General features: G+C 78.1%; 16 protein-coding genes. 5 read left to right on the top strand and 11 right to left on the bottom strand.

Annotated features, from left to right (window positions below; genetic code table 11):
* Positions 1 to 43: 43 nt before the first annotated feature.
* Positions 44 to 1,213 carry a lytic transglycosylase gene (locus V9U69_RS02065; protein ID WP_337059628.1) on the bottom strand — a complete coding sequence of 390 codons (1,170 nt, stop codon included), beginning with the start codon at positions 1,211 to 1,213 and terminating at the stop codon, positions 44 to 46.
* Positions 1,214 to 1,410: 197 nt separating this feature from the next.
* On the opposite strand from V9U69_RS02065, the gene V9U69_RS02070 reads away from it, so the two are divergent.
* Positions 1,411 to 1,803 carry an Rv2175c family DNA-binding protein gene (locus V9U69_RS02070; RefSeq protein ID WP_337059629.1) on the top strand — a complete coding sequence of 131 codons (393 nt, stop codon included), beginning with the start codon at positions 1,411 to 1,413 and terminating at the stop codon, positions 1,801 to 1,803.
* A 25-nt stretch (positions 1,804 to 1,828) separates the two neighbouring features.
* On the opposite strand, the gene V9U69_RS02075 is transcribed toward V9U69_RS02070, so the two are convergent.
* The 3 genes from V9U69_RS02075 to V9U69_RS02085 are packed head-to-tail and all read right to left on the bottom strand — an operon-like array spanning position 1,829 to position 5,446.
* On the bottom strand, positions 1,829 to 2,773 hold the full coding sequence (locus tag V9U69_RS02075) for a phytoene/squalene synthase family protein (RefSeq protein ID WP_337059630.1): 945 nt from the start codon (positions 2,771 to 2,773) through the stop codon (positions 1,829 to 1,831).
* 49 nt (positions 2,774 to 2,822) lie between these two features.
* Positions 2,823 to 4,382 (bottom strand): phytoene desaturase family protein, encoded by a 1,560-nt coding sequence (crtI, locus tag V9U69_RS02080; protein ID WP_337059631.1) that lies wholly within the window; start codon positions 4,380 to 4,382, stop codon positions 2,823 to 2,825.
* On the bottom strand, positions 4,382 to 5,446 hold the full coding sequence (locus tag V9U69_RS02085; RefSeq protein ID WP_442907546.1) for a polyprenyl synthetase family protein: 1,065 nt from the start codon (positions 5,444 to 5,446) through the stop codon (positions 4,382 to 4,384). Before V9U69_RS02085 ends, crtI begins: the two co-directional genes overlap by 1 nt.
* A gap of 151 nt (positions 5,447 to 5,597) precedes the next feature.
* Here V9U69_RS02085 and V9U69_RS02090 point away from each other — a divergent pair, with 151 nt between their 5' ends.
* Positions 5,598 to 6,287 carry a CDP-alcohol phosphatidyltransferase family protein gene (locus V9U69_RS02090; protein WP_337059634.1) on the top strand — a complete coding sequence of 230 codons (690 nt, stop codon included), beginning with the start codon at positions 5,598 to 5,600 and terminating at the stop codon, positions 6,285 to 6,287.
* Between the two features lie 8 nt (positions 6,288 to 6,295).
* Here V9U69_RS02090 and V9U69_RS02095 read toward each other — a convergent pair whose 3' ends face one another.
* From V9U69_RS02095 to V9U69_RS02125, 7 genes are all read right to left on the bottom strand, one after another.
* Positions 6,296 to 7,774, bottom strand: a complete 1,479-nt coding sequence (locus V9U69_RS02095; protein WP_337059635.1) for a phytoene desaturase family protein — start codon at positions 7,772 to 7,774, stop codon at positions 6,296 to 6,298.
* Entirely contained in the window at positions 7,771 to 8,889 is a 1,119-nt protein-coding gene (locus tag V9U69_RS02100; RefSeq protein WP_337059636.1) for a glycosyltransferase, read from the bottom strand. Before V9U69_RS02100 ends, V9U69_RS02095 begins: the two co-directional genes overlap by 4 nt.
* The gene (locus V9U69_RS02105) at positions 8,886 to 9,659 is read right to left on the bottom strand and encodes a carotenoid biosynthesis protein (RefSeq protein ID WP_337059637.1); all 774 of its coding nucleotides are present in this window, start codon (positions 9,657 to 9,659) and stop codon (positions 8,886 to 8,888) included. The genes V9U69_RS02100 and V9U69_RS02105 overlap by 4 nt, the downstream gene beginning before the upstream one ends.
* A gap of 64 nt (positions 9,660 to 9,723) precedes the next feature.
* Positions 9,724 to 9,975: a hypothetical protein gene (locus tag V9U69_RS02110; protein ID WP_337059638.1), complete on the bottom strand. Its 252-nt coding sequence runs from the start codon at positions 9,973 to 9,975 to the stop codon at positions 9,724 to 9,726.
* Between the two features lie 64 nt (positions 9,976 to 10,039).
* Positions 10,040 to 10,768 carry a monooxygenase gene (locus V9U69_RS02115; RefSeq protein ID WP_337059639.1) on the bottom strand — a complete coding sequence of 243 codons (729 nt, stop codon included), beginning with the start codon at positions 10,766 to 10,768 and terminating at the stop codon, positions 10,040 to 10,042.
* A gap of 10 nt (positions 10,769 to 10,778) precedes the next feature.
* Positions 10,779 to 11,717 (bottom strand): alpha/beta fold hydrolase, encoded by a 939-nt coding sequence (locus V9U69_RS02120; RefSeq protein ID WP_337059640.1) that lies wholly within the window; start codon positions 11,715 to 11,717, stop codon positions 10,779 to 10,781.
* 24 nt (positions 11,718 to 11,741) lie between these two features.
* Entirely contained in the window at positions 11,742 to 12,356 is a 615-nt protein-coding gene (locus tag V9U69_RS02125; RefSeq protein ID WP_337059641.1) for an aminoacyl-tRNA deacylase, read from the bottom strand.
* Between the two features lie 670 nt (positions 12,357 to 13,026).
* On the opposite strand from V9U69_RS02125, the gene V9U69_RS02130 reads away from it, so the two are divergent.
* The 3 genes from V9U69_RS02130 to V9U69_RS02140 all read left to right on the top strand — a co-directional run bounded on the left by V9U69_RS02130 (position 13,027) and on the right by V9U69_RS02140 (position 15,141).
* Entirely contained in the window at positions 13,027 to 13,485 is a 459-nt protein-coding gene (locus V9U69_RS02130) for an SAV_6107 family HEPN domain-containing protein (protein WP_337059642.1), read from the top strand.
* 229 nt (positions 13,486 to 13,714) lie between these two features.
* A complete protein-coding gene (locus tag V9U69_RS02135) occupies positions 13,715 to 14,458 on the top strand; it encodes a methyltransferase domain-containing protein (protein ID WP_337059643.1) in 744 nt (247 codons plus the stop codon).
* A 284-nt stretch (positions 14,459 to 14,742) separates the two neighbouring features.
* Positions 14,743 to 15,141, top strand: coding sequence for a DUF3040 domain-containing protein (locus tag V9U69_RS02140; RefSeq protein WP_337059644.1), 399 nt, complete (start codon positions 14,743 to 14,745; stop codon positions 15,139 to 15,141).
* Positions 15,142 to 15,213: the final 72 nt, after the last annotated feature.

Below are 15,213 nucleotides of genomic sequence, written 5' to 3' on the forward strand. Positions count from 1 at the left end.
GTCTAGGCAGACCCGGCGGTCCGCCCCGGCACCGCCGCGCGCGTCAGCGGAAGCGGGCCTGGAGGGTCTGCACGTTCGCCACGTAGCGGCGGGTGTCGTCGTACATGCCGCGCGAGCGCACCGACGCCTGACCCTGGTAGTAGGAAGCGATGGCGATCTCCGGCGGGTTGCTCGCCGTCAGCGTGCGCAGGATCACCACCCCGGCCTTGGCGTTGTCGCGCGCGTCGAACAGGTCGATCGGCTCGCCGAGCAGGTCCGAGGCCCACTCCCCGGAGGAGGGGATGACCTGCATGGCGCCGATGGCGTTGGCGTGCGAGACCACGCCCATGTTGAAGCCGGACTCCTGGTAGCCGATCGCCAGGGCCAGGGAGGGGTCCACGCCCAGGCGCACGGCGGTGGAGCGGATGATCTCGCGCATCTCGTCGCGGCTGGGGATGTCCGCCCGCGCCAGGCGCGCCCGGTTGGCCTCGACGGCCTGGGACAGCGAGGAGGCCTGCTCGGAGGCCGGCGGCGCGACCGGTGTGGCCCGCGCCTGGCCGGCCAGCAGCAGCTCCTGGCCCTCGACGATGAAGCCGGTGCGGTCCAGGCCGTTGAGCTCCACGAGGGTCGCCACCGTGGTGCCGGTGGCCGCCGCGATGTGGGAGAGGGTGTCGCCGGCGCGCACGGTGTAGGTGCCGCTCGCCCCGCCGGTGCCCTGCTCGGTGCCGGTGCCTGCGGTCCCGCTCAGCTTCAGGACCTGACCGGCGCGGATGAACCCGCGCGCGTCCAGGCCGTTGGCGTCGCGCAGCACCGCGACGGTGGTGCCGTGGGCGGCGGCGATGGACGTCAGGGTGTCCCCGGCCACGACGGTGTACTCGGCGGCCGGGGCGGCTTCGGCGGCTCCGGCGGCGGGCACCCGCAGCCGCTGCCCCTCGACGATGCGGGCCTGGGGGCCCAGCCCGTTGGCGTCCACGACGGCCGCCACGGTGCTGCCGGTGCGCAGCGCGATGCCGCTGACGGTGTCCCCGCGGCGCACCGTGACGAGCTGCTCGCCGTCCCCGGTGGTGACGGCGGAGTGCGCGGCGGGCACCTGCGCGCCGGTCGCGGCCGCCGCGCTGCCGGCGGGGACGACGGCGGTGGGGCCCGCGGCCCCGACGAGGGCCGCGGCGGCGAGCCAGCGGTTGCGGCGGCGGGACTCCGCGGAAGTGGTCGTGTCGTCGCCGTGCTCGGCCATGCGGGGGTCCTCCCGAGGTCGTCCGGTGCGGTGCCTTCGTGGCGGCCGGCTCGCAACCTACCCGAGGGCACCGGGCACACCGGTCACCACGGTGGATCACGGCGCGCCGCGCGCGCGGGAGGCGCCGCGGCGTGTCGCGCCGCTCCTCCCGCTCGCCCGCGGGGCGAGGACGTCCGCGGAGGTGGCACGCTTGTCCCGTGGCCGCACCGCTGAGAGCAGAGATCGCCCGCGAGCAGGGCGACGAACTGGACGCCCTGGTCCCCGAGTGGCTGACCGTGCCCGACGCCGCGGAGGTCGCCGGCGTCGACCTGCGCACCGTGCGGCGCTGGCTGCAGGAGCGCGAGCTGATCGCCGTGCGCCGCGGTGAGCGCTCCGTGGCCTCGATCCCGGCGGCGTTCGTCACGCCGGAGGGCCCGCTGAACCACCTGCGCGGCACGCTGTCGGTGCTGGCGGACTCCCGCTACTCCGACGTGGAGGCGATCCGCTGGCTCTTCACGCCCGACGACACGCTGCCCGGCACGCCCATCGCCGCGCTGACGGCGAACCGCAAGACGGAGGTGCGCCGCCGGGCGCAGGCGCTGTCCTTCTGAGCGCTGCCGTCCCGGAACGGCGCCCTCACGCGGCCCGCCAGCGCTCCTCGCGCCGGCGGGCCAGCCGGGCGCGGCCGAGCCCCGGCAGCGCCACCGCCAGCCGCCGCGGCAGCCCCACCCGCACCCTGCGGCCGAGCACGTCGTGGCCGGCGGCCTCCACGGCCCCGAGGATGCCGCCGTACAGCTCGTAGGCGGTGCGCAGGCAGTCGCGGCTGGTGGGGTGCACCATCGCGATGCCCGGCTCGGCCTGCTCGTACAGCTCGCGGGTGCGGGCGATCTCGAAGGCCAGCAGCTCGCGCACCGCGGGCGGGGTCGAGCCGGCGCGGCGCCCGGCGAGCAGGTCCTCGCGGGTGACGCCGAAGGCGTCCAGGTCCTCCTGGGGCAGGTAGACCCGCCCGCGGTCGAGGTCCTCACCCACGTCGCGGATGAAGTTGGACAGCTGGAACGCCTCGCCCAGCGCCCGGGCCGGCGCCTCCGCACCCGGTGCGACCGGCTCCAGCACGGGCAGCATCTGCAGCCCGATGACGGCCGCCGAGCCGTACACGTACCGGCGCAGGTCCTCGTAGGTGGCGTAGCCGGTCTCGGTGATGTCCATGCGCATCGACGTCAGGAACGCCTCGACGTGCTCGCGGGGGATCCCCCAGCGGCGCATCGTGGCCGCCATCGCCCGCCCCACCGGATCCGCCGGGCCGTCCGCGTCCAGGGACGCCAGGAAGGCGTCCGACCAGTCCACGAGCGCGGCGGGGTCCGGGTCGGTGAGGGAGTCCACGAACTCGTCGGCGTAGCGGGCGAAGCCGTACAGGGCCCACACGTACGGCCGCTTGGCCGGCGGCAGCAGCAGCGTGGCCAGGTAGTACGTCTTGCCGTGCTCGGCGTGCAGCCTCCGGCACAGCTCGAACGCCGCCCGCAGCTGCGGGTCGGCCAGCTGCGGGTCGGTGCGGGTGGCGGCGTCGAGGTCGCGGGTGCTCACGGCGCGGATCGTCCCAGGCCGCCGGCGGTGCGGGGGCGCGGGGCGCCGCTCACCGCCACGCGCGCGAGCGGTAGGACGGGTCCGGGCCGGTGACCCGCTCGGCGGCCAGGCGACCGGAGACCAGCACCATCGGCACCCCCACGCCCGGCTGCGTGCCCGAGCCGGTGAACACCACGTTCTCGCCCCACAGGTTGGAGGGGCGGAAGGGACCGGTCTGCCGGAACGCGTGCGAGGACGCGAACGGCGCCCCGGCCGCCATGCCCTGCCGCTGCCAGTCGGCCGGCGTGATGACGTCCTCGGCCTCCACGGCGTCGTCGAAGCCCGGGTAGCCGCGCTCGGCGAGCACCTCCACCACGTGCTCCCGGTAGCGCGGGGCGAGGCGGTCCCAGTCGATGGGGGAGGAGCCCGCCGCCAGCGACGGGGTGGGGAAGAGGACGTAGTAGACGTGCTTGCCCGGCGGGGCCAGCCCCGGGTCGGAGACCGTCGGGCGCGAGACGAGGATCGACGGGTCGCTCATCAGGCGGCCGTCGACCAGCTCCTCGAAGACCTGCTCCCACGCCGCGCCGAAGTGGATCGAGTGGTGCACCGGGTCGGGGTAGTCGGCGCTGGAGCCGACGTGCATCAGGTAGCAGGACGGCGAGTACGTCAGGTGCCGCACCCGCCACGGGTCGGTGCCCAGCAGGTCGCGGTGCGCCACCGGCAGGTCCGGGTTGAGCACCACCACGTCGGCGCCGAAGCGGCGCCCGTCGGTGGTGATCACCCCGGTGGCGCGCCGGCCGGTGCGTTCCACCCGCGCCACCTCGGTGCCGTAGTGGAACCGCACGCCGTGCTTCTCCGCCACCGCGGCCATCGCCGTGGGGATGGCGTGCATGCCGCCGACGGGGAAGAACACCCCCGCCACGGTGTCCATGTAGGCGATGACCGAGTACAGCGCCAGCGCGTCGTACGGCGACATCCCCGCGTACAGCGCCTGGAAGGAGAACATCCGCTGCGTGCGCGGGTCCTTGAGGTACCTGCCGACCTCGGGGGCCATCTTCCTGAACCCGCCCGCCGCCAGCAGCCGCACCAGGTTCGGCTTGAGCAGGTCCAGCGGGGTGTCGATGTTGGAGTCGATGAAGTCGCGGATCTCGTAGCGGTACAGGTCCCCGACGTGCGCGACGAAGCGGCGGTAGCCGTCGGCCTCCGCCGCCCCGCACAGCTGCGCGATCGCCTGCGCGGTGCTCTCCACCTCGGCGGAGACCTCCAGCCGCGAGCCGTCGGCGAAGGTGCCCCGGTACAGCGGGTCCACCGGGCGCAGGTCCAGCCAGTCCTCCACGCGCTCGCCGAGCGCGTCGAAGCAGTCGGCGATCAGGTCCGGCATCGTCAGCACCGACGGACCCGTGTCGAAGCGGTACTGCCCGTCCGCGACGTCCTTCACGGACAACCCGGCGCGCCCGCCGGGCACGTCCTCGCGCTCCAGCACGGTCACGCTGCGCCCCGCGGCCGCCAGCCGCATCGCCGCCGACAGCCCCGCCAGGCCCGCACCCACGACGACGACCTCGTCCGTGCGGCCCTCCACGCGCCGGGTGCGCCCCGGCAGCCAGTCCAGCGCCCGCGTCAGGGAGGCCATCAGGACCTCCTGCTCGTCGCGGCGACGACCAGCTCGTGCAGCGCCTCGCGCGCCGGCTCCGCCAGGGGCGCGGCGTCCAGGGTGCTGCAGGCCACGTCCACCTGCTCGTCGATGATCCGCTCCACCCCGTCCAGGGCACCGGTGTCCACCAGCACCCGGCGCAGCGCCGCCACCCCGTCCTCGTCCAGCGCCGGGTCGCCCAGGTGGCGCGCCACCACCGCCGCCTGGGCGGGGGAGGAGGACTGCAGGGCCAGCGCCACCAGGACGGTGCGCTTGCCCTCGCGCAGGTCGTCGCCGGCGGGCTTGCCCGTCTCGCCGGGGTCGCCGAACACGCCGAGGACGTCGTCGCGCAGCTGGAACGCCTCACCCAGCGCCAGGCCGAAGCGGGACAGGTCCGCCAGCAGCGCCTCCGGCGCCCCCGCCAGCGTCGCGCCCAGCAGCAGCGGGTGCTCCACCGAGTACTTCGCGCTCTTGAACCGCACCACCCGGCGGGCCCGGTCCACCGCCCCCACCGGTCCCAGCCGCGCGGAGGCCGCCTGCTCCAGCATGTCCAGGTACTGCCCGCCCATCAGCTGGGTGCGCATCGTCTCGAACACGCGCCGGCCCCGGCGCAGGGCGTCGGCACCCAGCGGTGCCCGCTGGTAGAGCTCGTCGCTCCAGGCCAGGCACAGGTCGCCGGCCAGCACCGCGCCGGCCAGGCCGAAGCGCTCGGCGCTGCCGGACCACCCGGCGTCGGCGTGGACCCCCGCGAACCAGCGGTGCGCGGCCGGCTTGCCGCGGCGGGTGTCGGAGTCGTCCATCACGTCGTCGTGCAGCAGCGCCGCCGCCTGGAACAGCTCCAGCGCCGCCGCGGCCGTGACGATCCCCGCCTCCGACGCGTCCGGCACGCCGCCGTCGGCGCCGCGGAAGCCCCAGTAGCAGAACGCCGGGCGCAGCCGCTTGCCGCCGGCCAGCAGCGTCGTCACCGCCTCCAGCAGCGGCTCGCAGTCGTCGCCCAGCTCGCCGAGCACGCGGCGCTGGTCGTCGAGGAAACCGGTCAGGACCTGCTCGACCCGCTCGCGCACACCGAGCGCGGCGGCCCGGCGGGCGGGGTCGGGGACCGTCGGGGACGCGGTGGGGGGCGGCGGCACAGGGGCACTCTAGGCAGGGGGGCAGCGCGCGGCGACCGGGCACGCGCGAGCCGGCCCGGTGGTGACCGCGCCTACCGTTGTCCTCGTGCCCACCCAGCGCGACCCCCAAACGCACCCGGGCCGCGTGCCCGGGCGCGAGGAGTACCTGCGCCGGTGGTCGGCGCTGCACGGCGGTGCTCCCGCCACCGGCCTGGTGCGGGTCTGGCTGGGCGGCGTGCACGTCTTGGCCCGCCCCCTCGCCCGGGCGCGGGTGCCGCCGGCGGCGGTGACGCTGGCGGGCACCGCGCTGGTCGCCGCGGCGGCCTGGCTGGCGCTGGCCGCCGGCCCCGGCGGCGCGCCCGCGGTGGCCGTCGCCGTCCTGGTGGCCGCCGGCGGGGTGCTCGACAACCTCGACGGCGCGGTGGCGGTGCTGCGGCAGCGCACCAGCGACCGCGGCGCCCTCCTGGACGCCTGCTGCGACCGCGTCGGCGACGCCGCCTGCGCCCTCGTCCTGCTCGGCTGCGGCGCCCCCGCCTGGCTGGCGGCGCTCGCCGGCGGCCAGGCGCAGCTGCACGAGTACGTGCGCGCCCGCGCCCAGGGCCTGGGCGTGGACGACGTGGGCGTGGTCAGCGTCGCCGAGCGGCCCGTGCGCCTGGCCGTGGCCGCCGGGTGCGCCGCGGCCACCGCGATCGCCCCCGGGCAGGCGCCGTGGGCGCTGCTGGGCGCCGCGGCGTGGGCCGTCCTCGGTGCGGTCGGGCTCGTGCAGGTCGCGGTGGCGCTGGGACGCCGGCTCTGACCCGAGGGTCAGGCGGGGCCGATCAGGTCGGTCACGATGCGCGCCGACAGCCCCACCAGCGGCAGCCCGCCCCCCGGGTGCGCGCTGCCACCGGCCAGGAACAGCCCCGGCACCGGTGAGCGGTTCGCCGGGCGCAGGAACGCCGAGCGCGCCCCGTCGCTGGAGGTGCCGTAGATGGCGCCGCCGTCGCTGCCGGTGGCGCGCGCCAGGTCCGCGGGGGTGCGCACCTCGCACCAGCGCAGCCGGTCGCGCACGTCCAGGCCGCGGCGGGCCATCGTCGCCAGCACCCGCTCGCCGTACCCCCGCACCAGGGCCGGGTCCGTCCAGTCCGTGCCGCCCGGCGCCCGGGCACCCGGGTCGTGCACGGGGGCGTTCACGAGCACGAACCACGCCTCGGTGTCCTCCGAGGGCCGCAGCGCCGGGTCGTCGGGCGCGCTGACGTAGACGGTCGGGTCGGCCACCGGCCGCCCCGCCGCCAGGTCGGCGAACTCCGCGTCGTAGTCGTCGGGGAAGAGCACGGTGTGGTGCCGCAGACCCGGGGTGCGCCCGTCCAGCGCCAGCAGCAGCACGAACCCCGAGGAGGAGCGCCGTCGCGGGTCCGGCCGCAGCCGCGGGCGCGGCAGCAGGTCCCGGTACAGGTGCGCGGCGTCCACCGCGGAGACCACCACGTCGGCGCGCAGCTCCTCGCCCCCCGCGAGGCGGACCCCCGAGACCCGGCCGCCGGCCTCCAGCACCCGCTCCACCGCCGCGCCCGTGCGCACCCGCACCCCGCGCTCGCGCGCCCGCTCCGCCACCGCCAGCGCCAGGCGGTGCAGCCCGCCGCGCACGTACCAGGCGCCGAACGCCTGCTCCACGAACGGCACCGTCGCCAGCGCCGCCGGCGCCTTCGCCGGGTGCGAACCTGAGTAGGTGGCGTAGCGGTCCAGCAGCACCCGCAGCCGCGCATCGTGCAGGTGGCGCCGCCCCAGCGAGCGCAGCGACGCCCACGGCGCCACCGTGCGCACGTCCGAGGCGCTGCGGGCCAGGCGCAGCAGCGTGCGCGGCCCCTCCAGGGGCGACTCCAGGAACGGCCCGCGCGCCACGTCCCACACCGCCGCCGCCCGCTGCAGGAACCGCGTCCACTGCTCGCCGGTACCCGCCCCCAGCGCCTCGTCCAGCGCGGCGGCCACCCGCGGCAGCCCGCCGCCGGGCAGGTCCAGCTCGGTGCCGTCGGCGAAGCGGTAGTGCGCCACCGGGTCCAGCGGCACCACGTCCAGCACCGACTCGATCGGCGCTCCCGTCTTCAGGAACAGGTCGCGCTGCACCGCCGGCAGCGTCAGCAGCGACGGGCCGGTGTCGAAGGAGAAGCCGTCGCGGCTGAACCAGCCGAGCTTGCCGCCCACCCGCTCCGCCTGCTCGCACACCACGACGTCGTGCCCGAGGGCCGCCAGCCGGGCCGCGGCCGACAGCCCGGCCAGCCCGGCGCCGACCACCACGACGCGGCTCACGGCAGCGTCCGCCCCTTCCACGTCAGCTCCCCGCGCCGGTGCCGCCGCCACGAGTCGGCCAGCAGCCCGACCAGCAGCGCCACCGACGCCGGGTGCCCCAGCGCGTCCGGCAGGGAACGGCCACCGGTGCGCTCGGCCGCGGCGTAGCGGCCCACCACGGCCGCGGCGTACCCGGCCGCCCCGGCCCGCGAACCGGCCAGCGCCGCCAGCGGCGGCAGCACGTAGGTCAGCACCAGCCCGGCGGCGACGGCCACCGCCGCCGGCGCGGAGCCGAAGGCCGACCACAGCGACTTGGCGTACCCCTCGCGCAGCGCCGGCCAGCTCTCGTACATGCGGCACGTGGCCAGCTCGGTGCCGTCGGCGACCCCGCCGCGGCCCCCCGCGGCCTTGACCGCCCGCAGCAGCCCCACGTCGTCCAGCACGGCCGCGCGCACCGCGCCGTGCCCGCCGGCGCGCCGGTACACCGCCGCGTCCACGAGCAGGAACTGCCCGTTCGCCGCCGACAGCGACGGGCGCGGGGAGACCTCCGCCGCCCGCAGCGGCAGCGTCGTCAGCCACGACCACTGCAGCAGCGGCTGCACCAGCCGCTCGCTCCAGGTGTGCGCCAGCTGGCGCGGGTACGGGCACACCAGGTCCAGCCCGGTGCCGCGCAGCAGGTCCACCCCCGCGGCCAGGGCGTGCGGGGCCAGCACCACGTCGGCGTCGACGAACACCAGCACCTCACCGGTGGCCGCGGCCGCCAGCGCCGCGCACGCGTGCGGCTTGCCCAGCCAGCCCGCCGGCGGGCCGTCGCCGCGCAGCAGCCGCACCCGCGGGTCCGCCGCCGCCACGGCCGCCACCACCTGCGCCGTGCGGTCGGTGGAGGCGTCGTCGAGGACGAGGACCTCCAGGTCGGCCACGCCCACCTGGTCCAGCAGCGCCGCCAGGCAGGCGCCGACCCGTCCCTGCTCGTCGCGCACCGGCAGCAGCACGCTGACCCGGCCCGCGACGGGCGGCGGGTCCAGCGAGGGCGTGCGCAGCGCCCGCGCGTTGAGCAGCGAGTGCGCGGTCAGGGCGGTGGCCGCGGCGGAACCCGCCCACGTCAGCGCGCGCAGCGCCGCGCGCACCCGGCTCACGCCCGCCGCCGCAGCGAGCGCAGGTACGGGCCCACCGTCAGGCTCATCCCCAGCCCGCCCCACACCGCGGCCGCGGGGCGGCGGAAGAAGACCGCGTTGCCCAGCGTGGAGCCCAGCCAGGTCCAGCCCAGCAGCCAGCCCGGCACCGCCTGCGGCACCGGTGCCTCCCGCTCCTCGGGCACCAGGGCGTGCAGGGCCGCGCAGATGCTCGTCGCGGTCAGCAGCCAGCCGGCGTAGTTGCTCAGCGGGATGCCGGGCAGGCCGGGCAGGTGCGGGTGCGGGGTCTCGAAGCTCCAGTGCCCGGCGGCCGTCATCTGCGGGTCCAGGAACAGGTCCCAGCTCGCCAGCGTCCACGCGGCCGCGCCCACGGCCACCGCGTGCCGCGCCCGGCCGCGGGGGGCCAGCCGGCGCCCCAGCTGCACCGCCGGCCAGGCCATCATCGTCCACGCCAGCGGCACCGCGACCGGCACGCCCAGCACCTGCGGGCCCAGCGTCCCCGCGTAGCGGTAGCGGCCGAACGGCAGCCCGGTGCGGGTGCCCACCGCCTCGGCCACCAGGCCCAGCCCGCCCGCGACCGCCAGGGCCGTCGCACCCCCGCGCACGCCCCCGCGGCGGGTCGCGTCGGCCACCGCGGCGGCGCAGAAGACGCCCACCGAGCCGATCGTCGCGCGCCGCAGGGCCTCACCGCGCAGCAGCGGGTGGGCCACCTGCGTCAGGACCGCGGCGCCGGTGAGGGCCCCGGCGAGGACAGGGGCGAGTCTGCTGGGCACCGCGCCACTCTAGGGACGGGCGCGGACGGCGGCGTGCGGGGGAGGGGCTGTCCCACCCCCGGTCTCACCCCCCGGTGACGAGCACCCCGACGAGCAGCCCGGCGAGCACCGCCGCGACGCTCAGCCCCCACACCCAGCCCAGCACCCGGCCCGCGCGCCACGCCCCGCGGTAGGCCCGCCAGGTGCGCGAGCGGCTCGCCGGCGCCGCGGCGGGCGGCACCTGCTCGGGGCGCGGGCCCCACCACCACAGCAGGACCAGCGCCCGCCCGGCGCCGCGGACGAGCGCGGTCAGCAGCGCGCCGAGAGAGGTGTCCACACCGCCATCGTGCGTCCGCTGCGCCCCGCCCGGGTGCGCGCGGGCGCGACGGCACCCGGACGGCTCAGGGAGCTCGCCCGTCCAGCGTCCCGGTGACGCAGCGGACCGCGAACCGCGCGAACAGCTCCTCGGCGTACCAGCCCTGCCCGGGGGTGCGGTCCATGACGTCCACGTGCGCGGGACGGCGGTGCGCGAACTCCCGCAGCGCCGCCGTGGAGTCCCACAGCGAGAAGGTGCCCTGGTACCCCAGCGGTGCCTCCCCGACGCCCAGCGCGCACCGCAGCCCCCGGACCCGGTGCAGGTCCGCGGCCACCGGCGGCACCGAGCGCCAGAACGAGACGGCCCGCAGCGGCCGCAGCCGTGCCCGGGTGATGGACGCCACCGGCCCCTCGTGCGCCCGAGCCGAGCGCGCGTCCACGGCCCCGAACGGCTCGCGCCCGCCCCAGCGGCCCCGGCTGGTCAGCGGCGTCATCTCCACCCGCAGGCGCTCGCGCGACAGCCGCCGCCAGGCCCGCACCGTCGCGGACGCCTCGAAGGCGCTCGCGTCCGCGGCCGAGCGCCACGCCACCAGCACCGCCCAGCGCAGCGGGTCGGCGTCGCGCACCGTGAAGGTGCGCCCGTCACCGGTGCCGAGCAGCTTCGCGAAGCGGGCCCCGGGCGTGCGGGCCAGCGCGCGGCGGTCCAGCGCCATCCGGGCCAGCGCCCCCGGCACGGCCCGCGGCACCACGCCCCACACGTCGAGGGTCACCAGGGCGGGGGAGCCCTCGACGTGCGGGGCGGCGGGGGCTGGCACCCGGGCGACGCTACGCGCCGGGGCGCCCGGCCGGCTCGCCGGTCCCCGGCCGGCCCGCGCCCGTCCGCTCGGCCTCGTGCACGTGCCGGCGCACCAGGTCCACCACGTCGGCCGGGCGGTCCCAGGCGGGCACGTGCCCGCAGCGGTCCCACTCCAGCCAGTGCGCGTGCGGCGGTGCGGCCTCGCGGCGCAGGTGGGTCGGCGGCAGCACCCGGTCGCGGCGGCCGGCGACCACCGCGACCGGCACCCGCACGTCCGCGCCGCGGGTGAACGCGCCCGCGGCCAGGCCGGCGTCCGCCGCCGCGTACCCCGCCGCCGAGGCCACCGAGAGCACGGCCTCGCGCGCCAGCGCCGCCGGCAGCGCGCGCGGTGCGGCGCTGGTGGCCGCGAAGGCCAGGGTGCGCCCCCAGCGGGTGGGCAGCGGGTCGAACGGCAGCCGGGGCGCGGCCCGCGCGTACCAGCGGGCGAAGCGCTGACCGGTGGGCAGCAGGGGCGGGCGGCGGCGCGGTGCCGTCCACAGGCCCGCGGGGGCGAGGGCCACCACGCCGGCCACGGCCGGGGCCGGCCGGTCCGCGCCCAGCCGCTCGTCGGGGTCACCCGCCCCGTCGGCGGCCGCGGCCTCCAGGCACACCCACCCGCCCAGGGAGTGCCCCACCAGGTGGACCGGGCGCCCCTCGGCCTCGCGCAGCCGCACCGCCGCCCGCCGCAACCGCCGGCCCAGCTCCGCGGCGCGCATGGCGCCGGGTCCCTCGGTCGGCTCGGGCGGCGGGCTGGCCCCGTGGCCGGGCAGGTCGACCAGCAGCAGGCGGAACCGGTGCGCCAGGGCGGGCGCCACCAGGGACCAGGTGCTGCCCGCCCCGCCCAGCCCGTGCACCAGCAGCACCCGCGGCGCCCCGGCGCCGGCGCTGCTCACCTCCCGGACCGCCATGCCCTCCAGGAACCCGTCCACCCGACCCAGTTCACCCGACCCGGTTCACCCCAGTTCGACGGGGTGGGCGGCAGCCAGCCGCAGCAGCTCGTCGTAGCGGGTGGGGAACACCGCGCGCGGGTGCCCGGCGGGCACCCACACCACCGGGTGCACGGCCAGCGTCACGTCGACGCAGGTGGGCAGCGGCTCGGCCAGTCCGACCGGTGAGGTGCTCCCGGGCGGCGAGCCGGTGCGGCGCAGCGTCTCCGCCTCCGTCACCGCCTCCAGGGACGGCACGCCCAGCACCGCGGCGAGCAGCGGGGGGAAGAGCTCGTGGGCGCCGGAGGCGATCACCAGGACGAGCTGGTCGCCCGGTCCGCGCAGCAGGGCGCTGCGGGCGACGGCAGCCACCGGCACGCCCAGGTGGCGGGCGACGGCGGCGGGTCCGCGCGCCGCGGCGGGCAGGTGCACCACCCGCCCGCTGGCGCCGAGGTCCGCCAGGGCCCGTCCGGTGGCGGCCACGGCGGGGTGCCCGTCCTCGTGGACGGGTCCCGCGGTGGGTGCCCCGGCCGCGGAGGGGGACCCCGCGGAGGGCGCGGCGGTCGCCGGTGGGGCGGTGGTGGGGGGCGCGACGAGGAGGTCGCCCGCGGCGGGGGCGCAACCGGCGGTCGTCCACCTCATGCACCACCACGGTAGGCGCCCGCGGCCCGCCCGTCGCGCCGAGTCGCACTGGGGAGGGACCCGGGTGCGGTACCGCGCGGCGTGGGGCCCACGGGCCGGGGCGGTGGTGGGCCCCGTGGGTGGTGCGTCGTCCGTTGACGCCGGAGCCCGGGGGTGGTGTAGCTTCGAAGAGCGTTCGAACCGGTGTTCGAACGACGTGGCCGCTCGGCGGCGCGGTCCGGGGGGAGGGGAAGCCCCGCGGCCCGCGCCCCGGGCGCGTCGCGACGAGCCGCCTCCCCGGTTCGCCCGCCGCGGTGGGCCCGCGGTGCCGGCTGGAGCGGAGGGGGAACCGACGGTGAGCCCGGTGCGACGTCTCTCGGACGAGGTGCGCGTGCGGTGCGGCGCCCTGGGGCTCCCCCGGGAGTCCCGGTGCGGTTCGTCCGGCGCAGCCGGCTGCACCTGGTGCACACCCTGCTGGGGTGCTGGCACGAGCGCAGCGCCTGGTGGGAGCGGCCGTCGGCCGCGCCGTCGCGGGCGTCCACGACCTGGTGCGCCCCGTGCCGGCCCGCACCGCGACCTCGCCGGGCGCGGTCGTGTCGGAGGCGACTGGTACTCAGGGGGGACGACGGCGCGTGGCGGCTGCTGCGCGTCAGCGACTGACGTCCGGACACCACCGGAGAGGTGAACCGCGATGACCACCCCGAGGGCATCTTCCCCCGGCGGCGCCCCCGAGGGTACCGCCGACCGCCCCCGACCCCTGACCACCGCAGCCCTGGACCTGCTCGAGCGGTGCGAGAGCGAGCTGCGCGCCGCGGCCGGTGCCACCGACCCCGGTGAGCGCTACGTCCACGCCCACCTGTCCGCCCTGCGGGCCGGTGCGGCGCTCGTCGCCGTGCACGGCCGACCCACCGCCCCGCGGCGCAGCCAGCCGCGCAGCGTCTGGGAGATGCTGCCCCGCCTGGACGCGGACCTGGCGGAGTGGGCGCGCCGCTTCACCGCCACCGCGCCGCTGCGCGCGCGCGTCGAGGCCGGTCGCGGTGACCTCGTCGACGCCGCCGCGGCCGACGCCCTGCTGGACGACGCGGTGGCCTTCCACCGCGTCGTGGAGTCCCTGCTCGGCCTCAGCCGGCTGCACCCCCTGGCCAGCTGAGGCTCCACCGCACCGCTCCCGTCCTTCCGCGGGCGGTCTCGCCCCGTCCTCGGCGTCGACCTCGCCACCCGCGGTGCGCACCGGCCGCGGCGTGCGAGCCCGGGCAGCGCGGGGCGGTGAGCCGGCGGGTGGGGTGCGGCGTCGGCGGGGACGCGCCGCGGGTGGCACCTCGGCGGGGGAGCGCCCGGTGTCTAGGGTGGGGCTCGTCCGCGAGCGCTGGGAGGAACGCGTGGCGAAGGAACGGGGCCGCCCCCGCACGTCGACGGTCCTCTGGGACGGGGTGCAGCGCCTGCTGGCCGGTGCCGGTGCGGGCGGCGCCGCGGGCCCGCGGTCGGTGGTCGACCTCGGCGGCGGGACCGGGGGGCTGGCCGTGCGGGTCGCCGCCCTGGGGCACGACGTGGTCGTCGTGGACCCCTCGCCGGACGCCCTGGCGGCGCTGGAGCGGCGCACCGCCGAGGCCGGGTTGTCCGCCCGGGTGCGCTCCGTGCAGGGCGACGCGACCGAGCTGGCGGGTCTGCTGCCGCCCGGCAGCGCCGACGTGCTGCTGTGCCACGGCGTGCTGGAGGTGGTGGAGGACCCCTCCGCCGCCCTGCGGGCCGCGCACGACGTCCTGCGCCCCGGCGGCCGGCTCAGCCTGCTCGTCACCCAGTGGCCCGCCACCGTGCTGGCCCGCGTCCTGGCCGGGCAGCTGCCCCAGGCCCTGCACGCCCTGTCCGATCCGGACCACCGGTGGAGCGGCAGCGACCCGCTGCGCCGCCGCTTCGACCGCGCCGGAGCCGTGGAGCTGGCCGAGGCGGCCGGCTTCACGGTCACCGGGGTGGAGGGGACCCGGACGTTCAGCGACCTGGTGCCCGCCGCCTGCGCGGAGTCCGAGGCGGAGGCGGCCCTGCTGCGCGAGCTGGAGGCCCGTGCGGCGCGCTCCCCGGAGCTGCTGGCCCTCGCCGGGCACCTGCACCTGCACGCCACCCGCTGACCCGCCCGCCGGCCGGCGGGAGGTGGACGGCGCTGTCGACCGGGCGGGCCCGTGGATCCGGCGGGCAGTGTGAGATCCGCCACGTCGCGCGAGCCGCCCACCGACCGGTTCCCGGTTCCCGGAACTCTCGCCGGGGGCCCCGTCGTTGGGGCGGTGGAGGACTGGAGCCCTCCCGACGCGCTCCCCGGCGGACCGGGGTGGTGGGCCGTGTGCTAGTCCGAGTTTCGCCTCCCGCTCGCGGGACCTATCCTTGACACACATCGTGCGCACGCCAGGAGGTACAGGTGCCGCTCTCGGAACATGAGCAGCGTCTGCTCGAGCAGATGGAACGTGCGCTGTCCGCGGACGATCCCAAGTTCGCCAACGCCATGCGCGGTTCCCGCCACGGTCGCGCCGCCCGCCGGCGCCTCGTCATCGGCATCGCGGCCGTCGTGGCGGGTCTCGTGCTCCTCGTCGTCGGGGCCAGCACGAGCCGGATCTGGCTGGGGGCAGGCGGTTTCATCGTCATGCTCGCCGGGGCGATCTGGGCCTTCTCGCCGGCGCGGGGGGCGGGTCCACGTGCCGAGGGGCAGCCCGCCGCGACCACGTCCCGGCCAGCCCGGGCCGGTCGAACCCGCCGCAACGGCTCGTTCATGGAACGCATGGAGCAGCGGTGGGACCGACGCCGCGGCGGTCAGTGGTGACCGTCCCGGCCCCCTGAGCGGTCCACCGGCCAGCACACGCGGACGGGCCCGCACGCCGAGAGGCGTGCGGGC

Source organism: Kineococcus sp. G2 (genome assembly GCF_037154035.1).
Lineage (GTDB): Bacteria > Actinomycetota > Actinomycetes > Actinomycetales > Kineococcaceae > Kineococcus.